20 protein-coding genes are annotated in these 17695 nt (G+C 35.2%); 10 read left to right on the top strand and 10 right to left on the bottom strand.

The genetic code is table 11. The features are described 5' to 3' along the window. Positions 1–10: 10 nt before the first annotated feature. Entirely contained in the window at positions 11–556 is a 546-nt protein-coding gene (locus ACM66U_RS07390; protein ID WP_418640437.1) for a hypothetical protein, read from the bottom strand. Positions 557–588: 32 nt separating this feature from the next. Further along, positions 589–1512: a helix-turn-helix transcriptional regulator gene (locus ACM66U_RS07385; protein ID WP_418640436.1), complete on the bottom strand. Its 924-nt coding sequence runs from the start codon at positions 1510–1512 to the stop codon at positions 589–591. 115 nt (positions 1513–1627) lie between these two features. Between ACM66U_RS07385 and ACM66U_RS07380 the strand changes: the two genes are divergently transcribed. Together ACM66U_RS07380 and thiS are read left to right on the top strand one after the other, a co-directional pair. After that, positions 1628–2719, top strand: a complete 1092-nt coding sequence (locus ACM66U_RS07380; RefSeq protein ID WP_418640435.1) for a Card1-like endonuclease domain-containing protein — start codon at positions 1628–1630, stop codon at positions 2717–2719. Between the two features lie 163 nt (positions 2720–2882). Then, positions 2883–3083: a sulfur carrier protein ThiS gene (gene thiS / locus ACM66U_RS07375; RefSeq protein WP_346388895.1), complete on the top strand. Its 201-nt coding sequence runs from the start codon at positions 2883–2885 to the stop codon at positions 3081–3083. On the opposite strand, the gene acpS is transcribed toward thiS, so the two are convergent. From acpS to ACM66U_RS07340, 7 genes are all read right to left on the bottom strand, one after another. Continuing rightward, positions 3051–3434 (bottom strand): holo-ACP synthase, encoded by a 384-nt coding sequence (gene acpS, locus ACM66U_RS07370; protein ID WP_418640434.1) that lies wholly within the window; start codon positions 3432–3434, stop codon positions 3051–3053. The two genes, thiS and acpS, sit on opposite strands and share 33 nt — an antisense overlap. 6 nt (positions 3435–3440) lie before the next feature. Then, positions 3441–3998 carry a flagellar basal body-associated protein FliL gene (fliL, locus tag ACM66U_RS07365; RefSeq protein WP_418640433.1) on the bottom strand — a complete coding sequence of 186 codons (558 nt, stop codon included), beginning with the start codon at positions 3996–3998 and terminating at the stop codon, positions 3441–3443. Between the two features lie 64 nt (positions 3999–4062). After that, positions 4063–4323 carry a hypothetical protein gene (locus ACM66U_RS07360; RefSeq protein ID WP_151900081.1) on the bottom strand — a complete coding sequence of 87 codons (261 nt, stop codon included), beginning with the start codon at positions 4321–4323 and terminating at the stop codon, positions 4063–4065. 70 nt (positions 4324–4393) lie between these two features. Beyond that, positions 4394–5740, bottom strand: coding sequence for a DNA repair protein RadA (gene radA / locus ACM66U_RS07355; RefSeq protein ID WP_418640432.1), 1347 nt, complete (start codon positions 5738–5740; stop codon positions 4394–4396). Between the two features lie 695 nt (positions 5741–6435). Next, entirely contained in the window at positions 6436–7620 is a 1185-nt protein-coding gene (locus tag ACM66U_RS07350; protein ID WP_346388893.1) for an AAA family ATPase, read from the bottom strand. 105 nt (positions 7621–7725) lie between these two features. Continuing rightward, positions 7726–8604 (bottom strand): signal recognition particle-docking protein FtsY, encoded by an 879-nt coding sequence (ftsY, locus tag ACM66U_RS07345; protein ID WP_418640431.1) that lies wholly within the window; start codon positions 8602–8604, stop codon positions 7726–7728. Positions 8605–8606: 2 nt separating this feature from the next. Next, positions 8607–9170 (bottom strand): TlpA disulfide reductase family protein, encoded by a 564-nt coding sequence (locus tag ACM66U_RS07340; protein WP_346388891.1) that lies wholly within the window; start codon positions 9168–9170, stop codon positions 8607–8609. 66 nt (positions 9171–9236) lie between these two features. Here ACM66U_RS07340 and ACM66U_RS07335 point away from each other — a divergent pair, with 66 nt between their 5' ends. After that, positions 9237–9803 carry a 5-formyltetrahydrofolate cyclo-ligase gene (locus tag ACM66U_RS07335; RefSeq protein WP_151900087.1) on the top strand — a complete coding sequence of 189 codons (567 nt, stop codon included), beginning with the start codon at positions 9237–9239 and terminating at the stop codon, positions 9801–9803. 24 nt (positions 9804–9827) lie between these two features. Continuing rightward, positions 9828–11396 carry a ribonuclease Y gene (gene rny / locus ACM66U_RS07330; protein WP_151900088.1) on the top strand — a complete coding sequence of 523 codons (1569 nt, stop codon included), beginning with the start codon at positions 9828–9830 and terminating at the stop codon, positions 11394–11396. A 20-nt stretch (positions 11397–11416) separates the two neighbouring features. Here rny and ACM66U_RS07325 read toward each other — a convergent pair whose 3' ends face one another. Continuing rightward, a complete protein-coding gene (locus tag ACM66U_RS07325; protein ID WP_346388890.1) occupies positions 11417–11992 on the bottom strand; it encodes a DUF3365 domain-containing protein in 576 nt (191 codons plus the stop codon). A 111-nt stretch (positions 11993–12103) separates the two neighbouring features. On the opposite strand from ACM66U_RS07325, the gene ACM66U_RS07320 reads away from it, so the two are divergent. The 6 genes from ACM66U_RS07320 (at position 12104) to ACM66U_RS07295 (ending at position 17686) form a co-directional block, all read left to right on the top strand. Next, the gene (locus tag ACM66U_RS07320) at positions 12104–12781 is read left to right on the top strand and encodes a F0F1 ATP synthase subunit A (protein WP_151900090.1); all 678 of its coding nucleotides are present in this window, start codon (positions 12104–12106) and stop codon (positions 12779–12781) included. A gap of 9 nt (positions 12782–12790) precedes the next feature. After that, positions 12791–13054, top strand: coding sequence for a hypothetical protein (locus ACM66U_RS07315; protein ID WP_226065585.1), 264 nt, complete (start codon positions 12791–12793; stop codon positions 13052–13054). 62 nt (positions 13055–13116) lie between these two features. After that, positions 13117–14547, top strand: coding sequence for an Asp-tRNA(Asn)/Glu-tRNA(Gln) amidotransferase subunit GatB (gene gatB, locus ACM66U_RS07310; RefSeq protein ID WP_346388888.1), 1431 nt, complete (start codon positions 13117–13119; stop codon positions 14545–14547). Between the two features lie 5 nt (positions 14548–14552). Beyond that, a complete protein-coding gene (locus ACM66U_RS07305; protein WP_188110050.1) occupies positions 14553–16115 on the top strand; it encodes an ion transporter in 1563 nt (520 codons plus the stop codon). Then, positions 16108–16827 (top strand): NAD-binding protein, encoded by a 720-nt coding sequence (locus tag ACM66U_RS07300; protein WP_418640430.1) that lies wholly within the window; start codon positions 16108–16110, stop codon positions 16825–16827. Before ACM66U_RS07305 ends, ACM66U_RS07300 begins: the two co-directional genes overlap by 8 nt. Next, positions 16799–17686 carry an NAD(P)H-dependent glycerol-3-phosphate dehydrogenase gene (locus ACM66U_RS07295; protein ID WP_418640429.1) on the top strand — a complete coding sequence of 296 codons (888 nt, stop codon included), beginning with the start codon at positions 16799–16801 and terminating at the stop codon, positions 17684–17686. The genes ACM66U_RS07300 and ACM66U_RS07295 overlap by 29 nt, the downstream gene beginning before the upstream one ends. Positions 17687–17695: the final 9 nt, after the last annotated feature.

Genomic DNA, 17695 nt, shown 5'->3' with positions numbered 1-17695 from the left:
TGTTATACTTTTAATAAGCTATAGAAAAATAGACAACACTGTCATCAAAATTAATTGTATCAGTATCTTGCCAATGATGTGCGATACCGATGCCCATTCCTTTATAAACATTTACTTCTGCTGCTACACTGTAGTTTGCACCCCATTTGTTTAATGTGTTAATCCTTGCTACTCCATAGCCATACCCTGCTTTAAGTTGAACAGGAAAATACCCGGCACTTAATTCACCAATGTCATAAGCAACTTTTAGTTCAGCACCAAAAGTATATATACTTCCATAAGTTTGTGAACTGTTCTTTGGTCCTGCATAGTTTAAATAATCAGTACCAAGTCCAATACTAAAACCTTTTTGCGAAGGTGTCATCCAATCTATACCTATATAGAGGTTTGAGTTATCTACTCCTCCTCCTATTTTTACTTTACTAAGAGCTGTATTATTAAACCAAATACGATTTGTATTGCTATATACATTATTTGCCTGTGCACTGGTTGTAATTACAATTCCCATTACCATTGTTGCTACGATTTTTGTCATTTTTTCAACCTTTTTTTTCATTTATAAAATTATATACAGCATAAACGACACCATTAATTCGTTTTTAAATTTTTTATGTAGTTTTGCAGCTCATTTAGTAATTTATCTTTGTACCTCTTTGGTTTTAGTACTTCAATATGCGGAAGCCATGACTTTATAATATTGTCAATATCTTCATCATGACTTACACAAAATTTTACTCGCAAAGAACCATCTTCATAAGTATCTAAAATTTCTTGAGATTCTAAAAATTCTCTATTTTTAAAATAGATGGCAATTTCTTTATATACTTTTACTTCAACCTCAAAAGAATTTCCATCTTCAAAAAAAGCGGAGTGTACACGACCTAAAACTTCTTCTATATACTTGTTACTCGTATGATGATATTTTTCTGTCTTTTTTATATGTTTGATGTCTGAAAGACGAAATACTTTTACTTTTTGCTCCTCGATATCTTTTGCTAAAATATACCAAAAACCATCAAAAGCAGCGATTTTATAAAGTTCAAGTTCTTTTTTTTGATTTGTAAAAGTAATGTATACAATTTTTTTATCTTCTATAATCTGCTCAAGTTCCGATATGAAAGGTGATTCAATATCTAAATCTTCAAGATCAGCCTGCTTGATAAAATAGGGCGAATAAAAGTTTTTATTTATTATTTTTTTATAGATGCTATTTTTTATTTTATCGATATCATCTACATTTTCAAACTGTGTAAGGGCAAGATTTAAAAACACCATCTCATCATTTGTCAAAGTTGTACGTTTAAGTGAATAACCGTACTCAAATCGAAATCTATGCTCATTGTCTTTTACTATTGGGTAATAATGAAGTCGTTCTTTTATGTCTTTTTGAATTGTTCGCATACTTACATTATATTCATCTGCTAACTCTTTGGAGGTTGGCATCTCTTCATTAGAGAGTTTTGTAAGAATACCTACAAGTCGTGTCAGTGTTTTATCATAGTCTTTTTTCATGTATTTTATTCCGTTTAAAATTGGAGGAAATATTATATATTGATATTCTTAATTTAATTTATTTTAAACAAAAAAAGAGTTATAGTTTTCTAAAATTTATGAAAGGTTTTATTTTATGTTACTTATTTCAATTATTGGAGATTTTCATTCCTCACTTTTTCCATTATATAATGAATTAAAAAAGAGAGTTACACATCATATTGTGGTTAATGATGATGCTTTTGGTGAGAGAAGAAAGCAGAGACAGATTGTTAAAGCACTTGAAAAATTCAATATAAAAAAGGCACTTAATATAACAACAGAAGCTTTTGTCGTCGATGAAGATTCTGTTGCAAGCATTAAAAGACTTATTAAAAGAATTGAAGAAATAGAACCGGAAATGTCTCAAGTTTATCTTAATATTACAGATGGATTGGCAAATATTGGTCTGCTTCTTGCTATGGGACTGCTAGAACGTGGTGGTAATTTTTTAAGTTATGATATGTATGAGAACAGTTACAACCTGATAACAAAAAAAGGTATGCAAAATATTACATTGAAAAATTCACTCTCTATAGTCGAACATTTTGAACTTAAGGGGTTTACCGTTGAACAAAGAGGAAATAAAGAGTTTGCACACAAGTATAAATATGAAATCCTTGAACTTTTTAATACGTACTCTAATGAACTTGAACGCTTAAACAGAGATATAAGTCAACAAAAATCTTTACAAACAAATAGGTATCCAAGGGCTTATCAACTAATAAAAAATATGAAAATTGATATTGTTAATGACGGTCCTTTAATTACGGGAGGACTTTTTGAATATTATATTTATCTATTAATAAAAGAACTTCCATTTGATGATATAGAAGTTGGTACAATTGTAAAACAACCGTTTAACAATAGCATCAATATTATTAATGAGTTTGACATACTTTTGATGAAAAATAATCATCTTCATATGATAGAGTGTAAATTTAAAAAAAATAATAATAAATCTGACCTTATATATAAATACAGTGCACTCATCAACCTTATAGATGATGACTGTAAAATAATGATATTGACGAATGAAATACAATATAAACAAGATATTTATGATACACAAAACAAAAAACTGACACCGTACAGAAGAGGTATTTTAAATAATATCATACTTCGTGGTTCTGTTATACACAATAAAAGTGAATTTTTAGAAGAAATTCAAAATTTATTCTTATTATAAAGTTGGATAAATTAAAACGCTTGTCAGAACATCAGTATTTAGAGTTCGCAGAATAATTATTTAACTTTTTTTAAAATTTGGATTGCTATATCAAATATTACCTGTATATTCAAGTAAAATAGATATAATTTAGCAATAGAAAAAATAAATTGGGAAAGTTTTTATGAAAATAATTGTAAATGGAAACAGCAAAGTTTTTAAAGAAGATATAACACTCTTGGAAATATTAAAAGAACTTGATTTGGTTGATAAAGTTATGGCAGCGGCAGTAAATATGGAAATCGTAAAGCAAAATGACTGGGATAAAAAAGTTTTAAAAGATAATGATAAATTAGAACTGCTTGATTTTGTCGGAGGAGGGTGAGTTTAAAAACTCTATACTGACGACACTGATGGCATAGTCTCCGTCATGTGTAATCGATAAAGCAACATCAGTAATCTTAAATTTTTCAATGATCTTTTTTGAAAGTGCAAAAAGCGGAGCGCCTTTTTCCGATTTATAAATTCTCATATCGAAAAAGGAGCATTCGACACCTATGCCTGTTCCCAGTGCTTTAGAAAATGCCTCTTTTGCAGCCCAGAATCCGGCTGCTGTTTTGTAGGACTTTACAAGTCTGATTTCATCTTCTGACAGAAATCTGCGAAGACCTTTGTCGCCGAACCGCATCATCAGATGCTGCATACGTGATGCTTTTATAATATCTATACCAATCATTAATTATTATTGAATAACAAATTCAGTAAAATAGATACCTTGTATTTTTCCGTCAGTAATCATAGAGTTCAGTGTATCCATAATTTGTTGTGAAACTTTTTGTTTGCCTTTTTTGGAAGAGATTTCTTCTAAAGTTTTAGAACTGAGTATTCGAATAATTCTGTCCCGAAGTACCGGTGCTTTTGAGTCAAGTTCATGACTGAGCTCGGGAGAATCAAGTTCTAAAGACATTGTTGCTTTGAGATATCTTCTTCCGGAATCACTTTTTAAGTTAACTGTAAAAGTGTCCAGCGGATATAAGACACCGATATCACTCAGTTTTCTGTTGTTGTCAAATAAACTGCTAGATACACTCTTTCTGCTTGTATGTGTATCTGCCATTCTTTCCTGTGCCTGAGGAGCATTGTTGACTGCTGCTTCTTCATCTGAACCCATTAACAAAAAGGCAACTACAGCACCTATGATTATGATAAGAATCAAAACAACAATGATAATAATCATCAGCAAATTACTGGATTTTTTTTCTACGGGTGCGGATTCTTCGGTTTCTTTTTCTTCAGCCATATTTCTTCCTTGAAATTACAGTTTTATTTTTGTTAGTATATCAGAAAAATAATTATTTTTATTTTTAGTTAATAACTTTAACATCAAGAGACTTGATTATTTCTTCAAAAATCGGTCCGGCTTCACGATTACAGTCATCATGAAATTCAATAACCAAAACTTCTTTTCCGTTAGCGACTTTTGTTGTATATGTGTCAGGCTTGAAAGCATATTTATTGATTATTGATTCTATTTTTGCACATACATCATCTTTTTCTTTCGCACATTCGTAAGCCAGTGACAATCTTGAAAATCGTTCTTCGCTTCTAAACTCTGCATCTATCATTTTTTGCCTTTTGAAAATATAGGGTTATTATACAACGAAATTATGCAAATATAACTTTAAAATGTATAATTTAATACCACTCCAAAAGTTTTGTTACTTCATCGACTATAAATGTTTTTATACTTGTCTTTTCAAGTGGTTTTTTAGATACAAGTGCCTTGGTGATATTTTGCATTCTTGCCTCTTTGAGCCTTGCATCAAGGGCATATACTTCTCGAACATCGCCAACCAGAGAGACTTCACCTATAAAAATAGTCTCTTTTGAGATGGCACGGTCACGGAAACTGCTGATAATTGCTGCGAGTATGGCTAAATCGGCTGCTGTTTCGGTGATTTTAATACCGCCTGTTATATTGATGAAAACATCATATCCCGAAAGCGGAATCTCCAGTTTTCGCTCAAGCAGTGCCAAAAGCATATTTAGTCGGTTGTTGTCAAAGCCGGTTGCCTGTCTTTTTGCATTTGGCGTGTGTGATTCTGACACAAGCGCCTGAACTTCTAAAATGATAGGACGGGAACCCTCCATAATGACAGTAAGTGCAGAACCGCTTTGAGAGGAGTTACGGTTAAAAAAGCGTGAAGCAATGTCTGTGGCACTCACAAGTCCTTCGGCTTTCATCTCAAAAACACCTATTTCACTTGTTGCCCCGAAACGGTTTTTAAAGCCTCGTAAAATTCTCAGCTCCTGGGAAGAATCCCCTTCAAAATACAAAACGGTGTCAACCATATGTTCCAAAACCCGAGGACCGGCAATAGAGCCTTCTTTTGTAATATGCCCGATAATGAAAATGGCTATATCCTTGTCTTTGGCAATACGCATCAATTCAAAAGTGATCTGGCGAACCTGTGTAACACTTCCCGGAGCAGAAGAGATGTTTTCCGAGTAAATAGTTTGAATAGAATCAATAATCAAAAAATCATATTTTCTGTGTTCAAGTTCAACCAAAATCTGCTCGAGTCGTATTTCACTTAAAAGGTAGAGTGAATCATGGTTTGACTTGAGGCGGTTTGCACGCAGTTTTATCTGTCCGGCTGATTCCTCTCCTGTAACATACAGTACATCTTTGCCTGTTGATGCAATGTTTGAACCTACTTTAAGCAAGAGGGTTGATTTGCCAACACCCGGACTTCCTCCTATAAGTGTGAGCGAACCGGGAACAATGCCTCCTCCTAAAACATTGTCAAGCTCATCGTCGAGTGAAGAAAATCTATAGATTTCTTCTTCTACAATATCATTAATACTGACAGCTTTAGCCGATGATGATGTCGTTGATTTTGTCTGTTTGACAACTTCCTGCTGGTGCTCGTTTAATTCTATAAAACTGTCCCAGGCACCGCAGTTGGTGCATTTTCCCATCCATTTAGGTGTGGTAAGCCCACAGTGTTGACACTCAAAAAGTATTTTTTTCTTAGCCATAATGATTATCTCTTATTTATATTTGAAACATTATAATCTATTTTTTATTTTTGTATTAAAAAAATGACATTTTGTCATAAAAAAGAAAGAGCCAATCACAGGGGAGGGTAGTCCAATGGCATTAAGTTAAGCGGCTTTTTCGGAACCCGTACTTCAGTGCGGGCTTTGTGTCTTTCAAGACTAAGGCCTGGGTTAAAACCTAGGTTCCGAGAAAACATCAAGCTATTTTCTTAACTTAATGGCATTGAGAGGGGTAATTTTGTATTAATTTTTTTTTGCATAATATTTTTGCAACTCTTTATATTGACACATCAAACATCTGTTGCAGATTATTCTACTTCCTACAAATTATATATAGAAAAGCTTAAAATGATACAACTGATAATATAAATATTTATCAAGCTATAATTTTCCAAACTCCAACCACTTAATTCCCTTAAAAAGTTCCTTAACACTATACCCACTAAAATACTGCTGAGTAGTAGTGTCTTTATCAGGTTCATGTCCAAGTATTCTGTTTATTAAATCTTTCGGAAGTTTTTGGTGTACTGCATTTCTAAGCATTTGTGAACTTGGATTATGTCTCAGAGAGTGAAAAACTTGATTTTCTTCTTTTGTTACATATCTTCTAATTCCACCCCTGTGATTGAATATCCTCGTACTACCTTATGTTCAACCTGCTTTAACGATAAATTTTAATATAAAAACCCAAACAACCAGAGTGGAATCTTATTGCCGTGCCCGATTTCAATATCATCTGCAACAACAAAGCTGTCTGGTATATCTTTTATTTGTTTAAAAGTTTTATTTTTACTGCCTACTTCTACCAAATATTTATTGTTTATTAAAAAATCACCTTTTGCAGGTACACTTAGAACATCATCGTCAAACATACTCATAAAAAAAACTTCTCTAATCGTACCTATCTCAATATTTTGGCAATACGCATAATGAAGATTCGTATTTCCCAAATAAAGTTTATCCGGCTTAGTGAAAATATTATCGCCTTTAGTTTTCGCTCTTAAAAGGTTAAGAATTTTTCCTCTTTTTAAATACTCCATATATTTATAGAGTGTATGGTAATCACTTGTACCTATTTTTACAGAGAGTTCTTTAATATTGATTTTAAATGGTTTAGATTCACATACAAATTTTATAAGCTTTTTAAGCTTAATAATTTTATCATACTCTATCGGAAAAATAGAGGGTATATCTACTTCAATAACCGTATTGATTGTCTCTTGGAGTCTAAGCAGATAACTTCCCTCATTTTCAAAATAAAAAGGGTAGTATCCCATTTTTAGATACTCCGTCCAATACTCATAAATTTTTAGTTTGGAAGATATTTCATACGCTATATTTTCATGGTCGACAAAAAGTTTTTCATATGTAAAAGTTGGCAACTTTTTTGAGCTTTTTAACTCTATAAATTCTCTAAAAGACAGACCTTTCATATGGTATAGAACAGCTCGTCTGCTTAAATCTCCTTTAGAATTATCTAATTGCAATGCACTTGAACCAGAAAATATTACATGTAAATCAAGCATATCATAAATTTTTTTTAGTTCTATTTCAAAATTTTTATATTTATGAATTTCATCTATGACAAGTAGCTTCCCACCCTCTTTTGAAAAGTTGTATGCTATCTCAAACAATGATTCTATTTCTATTGCATCTGCACTAAAGTAAAGCTTTTTAGCAAGAGGCAGATCATTTTCTTGTAAATACTGTAATAAAAAAGTTGTTTTTCCAACACCTCTGGCACCTATGAGACCTATCATTTTTTGAGAAAAATCTATATTTTTGTGTATATAGCGCTTATAGGAACTTTTTAAAACTCGTAAATAGTTCAGTTGATAATCTTTAAGAGTTTGAAGCATTAGAAGTCCTTTTATTGTTTGAACATAAATATTATATCATAAAATTATTGTTTGAACCATATTTTATCCGTATGTTTTATGAAGTACTATAATATAAAAGCAGAGTTATGCATCTTCTGTAAAAATGGCATCAAGCAGCCCGTCGACAAATTCGTACTTGTCAAACGGTGTGAGATTTTCCGGCTGTTCTCCTGTGCCTACGTAGATTATAGGAAGTTCCAAGGCATAGGCGATGGAGAAGATACTGCCGCCTTTTGCCGTACCGTCGAGTTTTGTGATGATGATGCCGTCTATGCCTATCATCTCATTGAAGGCCTTTGCCTGACTTATTGCGGAATTGCCCTGTGTGCCGTCTATGATGAGTACGGTTCTGTGCGGTGCGCCTTTGTGGGCTTTGTCGCAGATGCGTTTTACTTTTTTGAGCTCATTTGCCAGGTTTGTCTGTGTGTGCAGACGCCCTGCGGTGTCAATGATGACGTTGTCTATGCCTTTTGCCTTTGCCGAATCTATGGCATCATAGGCAACTGCCGAGCTGTCATGCCCCTGTTTGGAAGAGACAATGGGAATGTCAAGTCTGTTTGCCCAAAGTGTCAGCTGTTCGATGGCTGCGGCACGAAAGGTATCGCCTGCACCGAGTAAAACTTTTTTGCCTTCCTGTTTGTACTTGTAAGCGAGTTTTGCAATAGTGGTTGTTTTTCCGGCACCGTTGACGCCGACTATGAGTTCTACAAAAGGCGGTGTGAACTCCGGTTCTTCGTAAGAGGTGTATGCCAGTGTCGCCAAGAGTTTGGAACGCAAAATTTCACGTGTGATTTTGTCTTGGTATATTTCGTTGAGAATGATTTCGACCAAAGCATATTCAACATCCGCTTCAAGCAAAATGTCCTCGAGTTCTTCTTTGGTAAAAGTGATTTTTTTCTTTGGAGCGACTGTTTTTATAGCGGCGACGGTCTTGCTGAGGGATTTTTTTATAAAACCAAACATTGTTATATTCCTAACGCTTTTTTAATGTCACTTTCGATAAACTCTTCTTCTGTAGCACCCTGATAATAATTGATTATTTTACCGTCTTTATATAAAACCATAAGCGGAATTCCGAAGTCTCTGCCTAATTTTAACTCTTTTGCTATTTCACTGATGATACGTGAGTTTTCACTTGAATTGACAAGAGTATAGTTTGCATTATATTGTTTTTTGAATGTTTCAAGCTTTTCGTTTGGAATATTGTTTTCAACACTAATCCCAATAATGATGAGTTTATCTTTGTATTTTTTTTGGAGTGAGGCAAGGTGTGACGCTTCCGCCTGACAAGGCGGACACCAGGTTGCAAATATATCATAAATGACTACTTTGCCTTTTGCCCCCTCAAGTTGCAGTCCATTGTCTGCTTTTTCGACAACAAGCTGTTTGTTGTCGAGTGATGTTAAAATGATTTCATTTGTTGCAAGGAGTGAATTTGCTTCTTGGCGGGTGTTTTCTTTCTCTTTTGAGCAGGCTCCAAAAAGTAATCCGATTGCCAGTAAAGTAGTTAAGAGTGGAGTGTTTCTCATATATTTTTTTGCCTTTGTTTGTTTATTTGTGTAAAATATGCAAAATTATAGCGATAAAGATTTAATATGACTCTTACAAAAAACAGTTTTAGGCAAATATGTCTTCAAAAGATTAAAAAAGCATCACAACACAATAAGTTTTATAAAGATTTTTTAATAAATAATGCACTCTTAAAAGAGTTGGAACATTTTAAAACCGGCAAAAGACTGAAAATATTGTTTTTTTATCCGTTGCCATATGAGGCAGATATCCTTAAAGTGCTTAAAAAAATGAGAAAAAAACACGATATTTTTGTGCCATTTATGCAAGGCGAAAGTTTTAAAATGGTACCATTTAGATTACCGCTAAAGAAAAAAAAATTTGATATTTTTGAAGCGGGAAATACAATAAAAAAAAATAATAAAATTGATATAGCTATAGTTCCAGCAGTGGGAGTTGACGGTAATTTACAGAGAATTGGTTTTGGAAAAGGGATGTATGATCGTTTCTTTGCAAAATTAAAAGAAAAACCATATACTATTTTTGTACAACCGGTATTTTGTCACACAGACAGTTTGATATGTGATGCATATGATGTGGCATGTGATGTACTTATAACCCCGACAAGAACACTGCGTAAACGGAGTAGCTAAGGTCTTTATAAAAAGGTTTATTAGATGTTAAACGAAATACTGCTTGGTGGTGCAATTGCAACAGTAAGTGGAGTAGTTGGTTTTTTAATTTCTAAAAAGATAACCGGTGCTAACTTTGATGTATATGTTGAACAGGCGGTTGCCAAAGCAAAGGCGATTGAAAATGAAGCACAGACACTTCTGGAACGTGCAAAACTCAAAGCACGTGAAATAGAGCATGAAGCACAAAAAGCCTTTGACAGTGCCAAAGAACGTGCACGTGCAGATTTTGCGCAAAGAGAAGATGAACTTTTACGCAAAGAACAAAGTCTGAAGCGCTTGATACAGGATGAAGAAAAAAACATTCAAAATGAGTTAAACAGAATCAAAGCACAAAAAGTTAACCTGGAAAGAAATGAAAAATCACTGGCTTCACTGAAAAAAAAGTATGAAGAGAAAATAGATGAAGCAGTCCATACCATAGAACACAGTGCAGGTATGACACAGGAAGAGGCTAAAAAAATTCTTCTTGATAAAATTGAAGAAAAGGCGCGTGGCGAGATAGCACATATTGTAAGAAAATATGAAAATGAAGCCAGACAAGAAGGGGAGCGCAAAGCCAATTTTATTTTGGCACAGGCAACGAGTCGTTTTGCCGGAGAATTTGCTTCTGAGAGATTGACAAATCTGGTTCATTTGGAGAGTGATGAACTCAAAGGCCGCATTATCGGTAAAGAAGGGCGAAATATCAAGGCTTTGGAAACTCTTCTTGGTGTGGATATCATTATAGATGACACACCAAATGCTATTCTTGTGAGCAGTTTTAATTTGTATCGTCGAGCTATTGCAACAAAAACACTGCAGTTGCTTATAGAAGACGGAAGAATTCAGCCTGCGCGAATAGAAGAGATATTTAAAAAAGTTTCTGAGGAGTTTGAATCCAAAATTTTGGCAGAAGGTGAAGAACTGATAGCAGAAATGAATATCGGTGTAATGCACCCGGAACTTATGAAATTAATCGGAAGACTGCGTTACCGCGCAAGTTACGGACAAAATGCGTTAGCCCATACGCTTGAGGTTGCCCATCTTGCCGGAATTATGGCTGCAGAAATGGGGGGAGACCCGATTTTGGCAAAACGGGCAGGACTTTTGCATGATATAGGCAAGGCATTGACGCATGATATGGATGGAAATCATGTTGATTTAGGGGCCCAGATTTGTCGCAGATACAATGAAGATGAAGTTGTCATCAATGCAATCTATGCACATCACGGACAACAGGAAATCAACTCCATAGAGTGTGGTGCGGTTTGTGCTGCAGATGCACTTTCAGCGGCACGTCCGGGTGCACGAAGAGAAGTTCTGGAGAGTTTTTTAAAGCGTGTTACCGAAATAGAAGATATCGCATCGCGTCACAGCGGTGTAAAACAGGCATATGCGATTAATGCCGGACGAGAAGTCAGAGTCATCGTGAATGCAACTTTGGTAAATGATGATGAGTCAATTCTGATGGCAAGAGAAATTGCAAAAGAGATAGAAGATCGTGTGCAGTATCCGGGTGAAATTAAAGTAAATGTTATTCGGGAAAGTCGGGCTGTGGAATTTGCCAAATAAAGTAGAAAACTCTACTTTATTTACTTTTTAATCGTAACAACGACGGCTCCTCTCAAGTCACCCATCTTGTAGTGCTGTGCTTTATCTTCCGGATATCTTTGGGCAATGGCACGTTCTAAAGCTTCATTCTGTATATTTCCATGACATTTCAAGCACACCTGTTTGTTTATTACTAATGGTTTATAGTATTTGTATGTATGTTCATCTACTTTTTGTATCAACTGTTTTGGTAGCTTTACATGTAGGCTTTGGAGCTTTTCAAGTGATGCCAAAACTTCTTGTTCATTACCTTGCGGCTGGTTGGCGGGGTTTCTGTATTTTGTACTGATTCTTTTGACTGTTACTCCTTTTGGAAGCTTTTTGTTCACTTCCTCTGTCAGGGTATAGGCTTTTTGTGTACAGAAATCAAGGGCTTGCATAGGACCGCCTGCTTTCATATTTCTTTTCATATTGGAACCCAAGGTTTTTAGCAGCAGCATGGAACTTTTCTGTCCTGTTTTTATTATGTTCTGCAGTTGTTTGTTTTCCTGTTGAGAGGCCCCAAAAAGCAATGAAACACTCAATGTAATATATGTAACGGATTTTAAAATATTCATGAAATCCTCCTCGATTAAAATATTCTTGGGATGATTATAACAAAACTTAGAATAATTTAATGCAACTTTGAGTATAATTGCGTCAATATTTAAAGACAAGGGAGCACACCTATGGGTGAACTGTTTACTTTTTTCGGACTTATCTCAGAAGATAAAACGTTTATTTTTATGAGTCACATGTTGCTATCAGCCGGTATAGCTTTAATCTTAGCGAGAGTGGCTATGTCAAATTTACAACTTGTACCCAAAGGGACACAAAACCTGATGGAAGCATACGTGCAGGGTGTATGGTCTATGGGTACGGATGTAATGGGCAGATTGCATGCCCGTAAATATGTTGCACTGGTAGCAACTATCGGTTTGTTTGTTGGAATTGCAAATATTATTGGAATATTCCCAGGATTTGAAGCGCCTACAGCAATGTTGGAAATGCCTTTGGCTCTTGCTATAACAGTATTTGTGTATTACAACTATGTTGGTATTAAAGAGCATGGTCTGCTGCTTTATCTCAAGCACTTTCTTGGACCTGTCTGGTGGCTGTACTGGTTAATGTTCCCGATTGAAATTGTGTCTCATATCTCCCGTATTATCTCTTTGACATTCCGTCTTTTTGGAAATGTAAAAGGGGATGATATGTTCTTGATGGTAATATTGATGCTTGCTCCTTGGATATTGCCGATTGTTCCGTTTGCTCTGTTGACATTTATGGCATTTTTACAGGCGTTTATCTTTATGATGCTTACATATGTTTACCTTGGTGGTTCATTACTTGTCGATGAGACTATCTAATTTCTCTCAATGCAAAAAGACATTTATGAAAAAATTATAAGCTTTTTGCTTGGAGCATCATGGGCAATAGTATTGTTCGGTGCTCTGTTTACTTTCAAGATATTTATCAATTTCGGAATCGTAATAGCGATTTTTACCACGATGGTATATATCTTTATCTCACTCTTTCTTATTCTCGCAATAGATGCTTTTTTAGTCAATAAACAGCGACTGCAGGAAGCGAAAAAACAAACCAAACTCTTAGAAAAAATCTATACTCAAGTCACTTCATAACGTCCTTTAAAGCATACATTGGTTAAAATAAGAACAATTAATTTATTTTCACAAGGAAATTTATGTTTGAAGTAGTTATCGGTCTTGAAGTCCACGTACAATTAAATACAAAAACGAAACTTTTTTGCTCGTGTCCTACGAGTTTTAACCATAAGCAAAATACAAATACCTGTCCGACCTGTTTGGCACTGCCCGGTGCACTTCCTGTGCTTAACAAAGAAGTTATACATAAATCCATAATGCTCGGTACAGCCCTTGATGCTACGATTAACAGAGTTTCTTATTTTGACAGAAAATCCTATTTTTATCCGGATTCTCCCTCTTCTTATCAAATTACGCAGCTCTATACGCCTATAGTGGAACACGGGAAACTGCAAATTGATTTTGAAGACGGTTCACACAAAACGATTCGTGTCAATCGGGCACACATAGAGGCTGATGCCGGTAAAAACATCCATGACGGCAATATTTCAAAAGTTGATTTAAACCGTGCCGGAACACCTTTGCTCGAAATTGTAAGTGAACCGGATATGCGCAGTGCTGAAGATGCGATTCTTTATCTGAAAAAGCTCCACTCGATTATCCGCTATTTGGATATAGGTGATGCGAACATGCAGGAGGGTTCTTTTCGTGTAGATGTAAATGTCTCTATCCGTCCTAAGGGAGATGAAAAGCTGTATACCCGTGTCGAGATTAAAAACATCAACTCTTTTAAATTTATTCAGCGTGCTATAGAGCTTGAAGTGGCTCGTCAGATTGATGCATGGGAAGATGGAACATATGAAGAAGAGATTTGTCAGGAAACACGTCTTTTTGATCCTGTAAAACAGGAAACACGTTCTATGAGAGGAAAAGAAGAAGCGGCTGATTACAGATATTTTCCGGAACCTGATCTGCTCAAATGTGTTGTAACAGATGAAATGATGCAAAAATATACACAAATTCCTGAACTGCCTGATGCAAAAAAAGAGCGTTTTGTGAATGAATACGGTATGAATAAATACAATGCTATGGTAATCACTTCTGCTGTGGAGACGGCAAACTTTTTTGAAACAATGCTGCAAGAGGAAGGGGTGAGTGCAAAAACGGCCACTACATGGCTGACTGTGGAGTTGCCTGCCCGTTTCAAAGGAGAAATAAATATAACGAACTCTCCGGTAGATGCAAAAAAGCTTGGATTTTTGGTCAAAAGAATAGATGATAAAACCATCAGCGGCAAAGCGGCGAAAGAAGTTTTAGATTTTTTAATGGAGAATGAAACTGTAGATGTTGACAGTGCAATTGACAAACTTGGGCTCAAACAGGTTACAGATACCGGAGCAATCGAGGCGATGTGTGATGAAATTATCAATGCAAATGAGGATAAAGTTGCCCAGTACAAAGGCGGAAAAGAGAAACTTTTCGGTTTCTTTGTCGGTCAGGTGATGAAAGCAAGCAAAGGAAGTGCAAATCCACAGGTTGTCAATGAAATTCTTAAAGCTAAACTGGGTTAACTTCTATGATAAAAAGTTTGATACTTGATGCGGCCTATTTTTTAAATACCTCAAAAAAGTATCAGTCTTTTAAAAACTTTTTTTACAATATTTTAGAGAATGACAAATGCAAATATAAAAGATATATAGATATCTTTATGATTCTGCTTATTTTTATAAGTGTGGGTGTTTTAATTCGGGAAGTCAAACATCATGTAAATGACTACCTGATGTTTTTTAGCAATTATGTGATTTCTATCATTTTTTTTATAGAGTATATGTTGCGTTTGTGGGTAAACAGCAGTGTCAGTGAAATTATTGTCAAAAGAGCGGAACATGATACATTTTTGCTTCGCGAGGTTAATCTTTACAAGGCGTTTAAAGAGATCGCAAAAGTAAAACTCAGCTATATGGCATCACCAAAAGCCATTATAGATCTTCTTGCAATTTTACCGTTTTTCCATGAATTGAGACTGTTGCGTATATTTATTCTTTTTAGGGTTTTTAAACTTTTTCGGTATGCCAAAAGTTTGCAAATACTGAGTTCTGTTCTTGCAACAAAAAAGTTTGAGTTTTTTACGCTTGGTATTTTTGCCTTTGTCGTTATTTTTATCTCTTCTGTTTTGATTTATGTTATGGAAGGCAACAGGGCAGACTCTCCTGTTGATACTCTTTTTGAAGCACTTTACTGGGCTATAGTGACCATTTCAACTGTGGGATACGGTGATATAGTTCCGGTAACGAGCGAAGGGCGTTTTGTATCCATCATCGTTATCATTGCAGGTATTGCAGTTTTGGCATTTACTACATCTTTGTTTGTTTCTGCTTTTACCGAGAAGCTTGAAGAGATCAAAGAGATAAAAACAATTGAAAATATTGCCAAACTAAAAAAATTTTATTTGATATGCGGATATGAAAATGTTGCCAGGGAAGTTGCCAGAAAACTTTCAAAAAGCGGGCATAACATTATCGTTCTTGATGAAGATACCCAAAGGGTGGAAAATGCAAAACTGGACGGGTATACTACATTAAATTATAATCCCGGCAATAAAGAAAGCTATGAAAAACTCAACATAGATATGAAAAAACAACTCAAAGGAGTGCTGTGTCTGCGTGAAAATGATGTAGATAATGTTTATGCCGCTTTGACTATACGGTCTTTAAACAAAGATGTTATGATTTTGTCTTTGTTAAACAATGATGCAAACCGTAACAAACTGGAGTTTGTAGGCATCAATAAAATAGTTTATCCTCAGGAGCTTGTGGGACTTATAACGAAAGAGCTGGTAGGAAAGCCTGTTGCTTTTGAAGTGATTCATGAGCTTAGGAGTGAGGATTCTGATGTAATTATCGATGAGATCGGCATCACCAAAAGAATTGTAGAAAACTTTCCTACAGTCGGAGATTTAAACAATAAACACTACAGTATCGTTTTGCTTGGCGTGTATAAGCATGAAAAAGACCGTTTTTATTTTAACCCTTTAGACAGCACTTTGTTGGAGGCCGGAGATTATCTTTTGGTCATTGGATATCAGGTGTATATTAAAGAATTTGAAAAATATTTACATACAAGAGTACATGATGACTAAAACTACAGCATTGATATTTGGACACAATAAATACGCCTATGAAATAATTAAAAATGTAAAAGACAAATACAACAGCATCAAAGTGTATTCTTTGGATGAGAATGATAAAAAAGAGGGTTTGTATGATGTGGAACTTTTTGATTTAAGTGATGAGTGGGAAGATATAGAAAACAATGTGGATATTGAAAATTCAATAGCTTTTTGTGCATTGGAAGACCCTTCCGAAAATATATTTTTAACGATATCACTGCGTTCAAGTTTTAAAAACCTGACAATTATAACGATTGCATCAAATAAAGAAAATTCAGATAAACTGAAAATGGCAGGAGCCACAAAAGTCATTCCGATTGTAGAAACGACATCGGATATTATTGCAAATGTATTGGAAAAGCCGGTATCAAACAAGGTACTGCACAGTATTTTATATGAAGAGAGTGATCTCAAAATTGCACAAATTAAAATTGATGACACAAGTCATTTTAAAGATGAAAAACTTAAAAGTATAGACTGGACACGATATAATGGCATACTGGTATTATCTGTGATGCACGAAGATATGCAGAGTGAATTTATATATTCAAACAAAGCAAAAGAGCATGTTATAAAAAGCGGTGATATTCTCGTAATTGTAGGATATGAAAAAGATATACAGGAATTTGAAAATTTGATTGGGAGTAAGCGATATGTCAATTGGAGTCATTGGAGCAGGTAAGTGGGGCAGTGCTTTGGCATTTGCCCTGAGTGAAAAAAACAGTGTTCTTATAACGTCTAGAACTCCGAGAGATTTAGACAATTTTGTCACTCTAGATGAGATTCTTGAATGTGAGTATCTTGTGATTACAGTACCTGCACAGCAGATAGCAGGCTGGCTTGAAGAAAATTTTGTATTTAAAAACCAAAAAATTCTTGTGGCATCGAAGGGCATAGAGGCTACAAGCGGAAAGTTTTTAAATGAAATATATGAAAAGTATGTTCCCGATGAAAATATAGCCTTTTTATCCGGTCCCTCTTTTGCGTCAGAAGTGATGCAGTCACTGCCGACTGCCTTGGTTATAAACTCCTCGAATGAGAAACTTGCTCAAGAATTGGGTGGTTTGTTTCCCTCTTTTATCAAAACATATACCTCAGATGATGTGACAGGCGCAGAAGTTTGCGGTGCATACAAAAATGTCATTGCGATTGCCGCAGGCATATGCAATGGATTGGAATTGGGAAATAATGCAGCTGCGGCGTTGATATCTCGCGGTTTGGTTGAAATGCAACGCTTTGGCATTGCATACGGCGCAAAAGAGGAGAGTTTCATAGGGTTAAGTGGTGCAGGTGATCTGTTTTTAACAGCTTCTTCTCCCATGAGCAGAAACTTCAGAGTGGGAATCGGTCTTGCAAAAGGCCGTACTCAAAAAGAAATTCTTGAAGCATTGGGCGAAGTTGCAGAGGGAATAGGAACTGCGTATGCGCTGCAAGACATCTCTGCAAAACATGATTTGTATCTTCCTATTGCGAGAGAAGTGTATCTGACACTTGAGGGAAAAAACCCACATGAGAGTTTGAAAGATTTATTGACAAAGTAGAAAGCAGGA

It is taken from the genome of Sulfurimonas sp. ST-27 (assembly GCF_048081595.1).
GTDB classification, from domain to species: Bacteria; Campylobacterota; Campylobacteria; order Campylobacterales; family Sulfurimonadaceae; genus Sulfurimonas; species Sulfurimonas hydrogeniphila.
The sequence above is the reverse complement of the archived record's forward strand: the minus strand, read 5'-3'. Positions and strand labels throughout refer to the sequence as shown.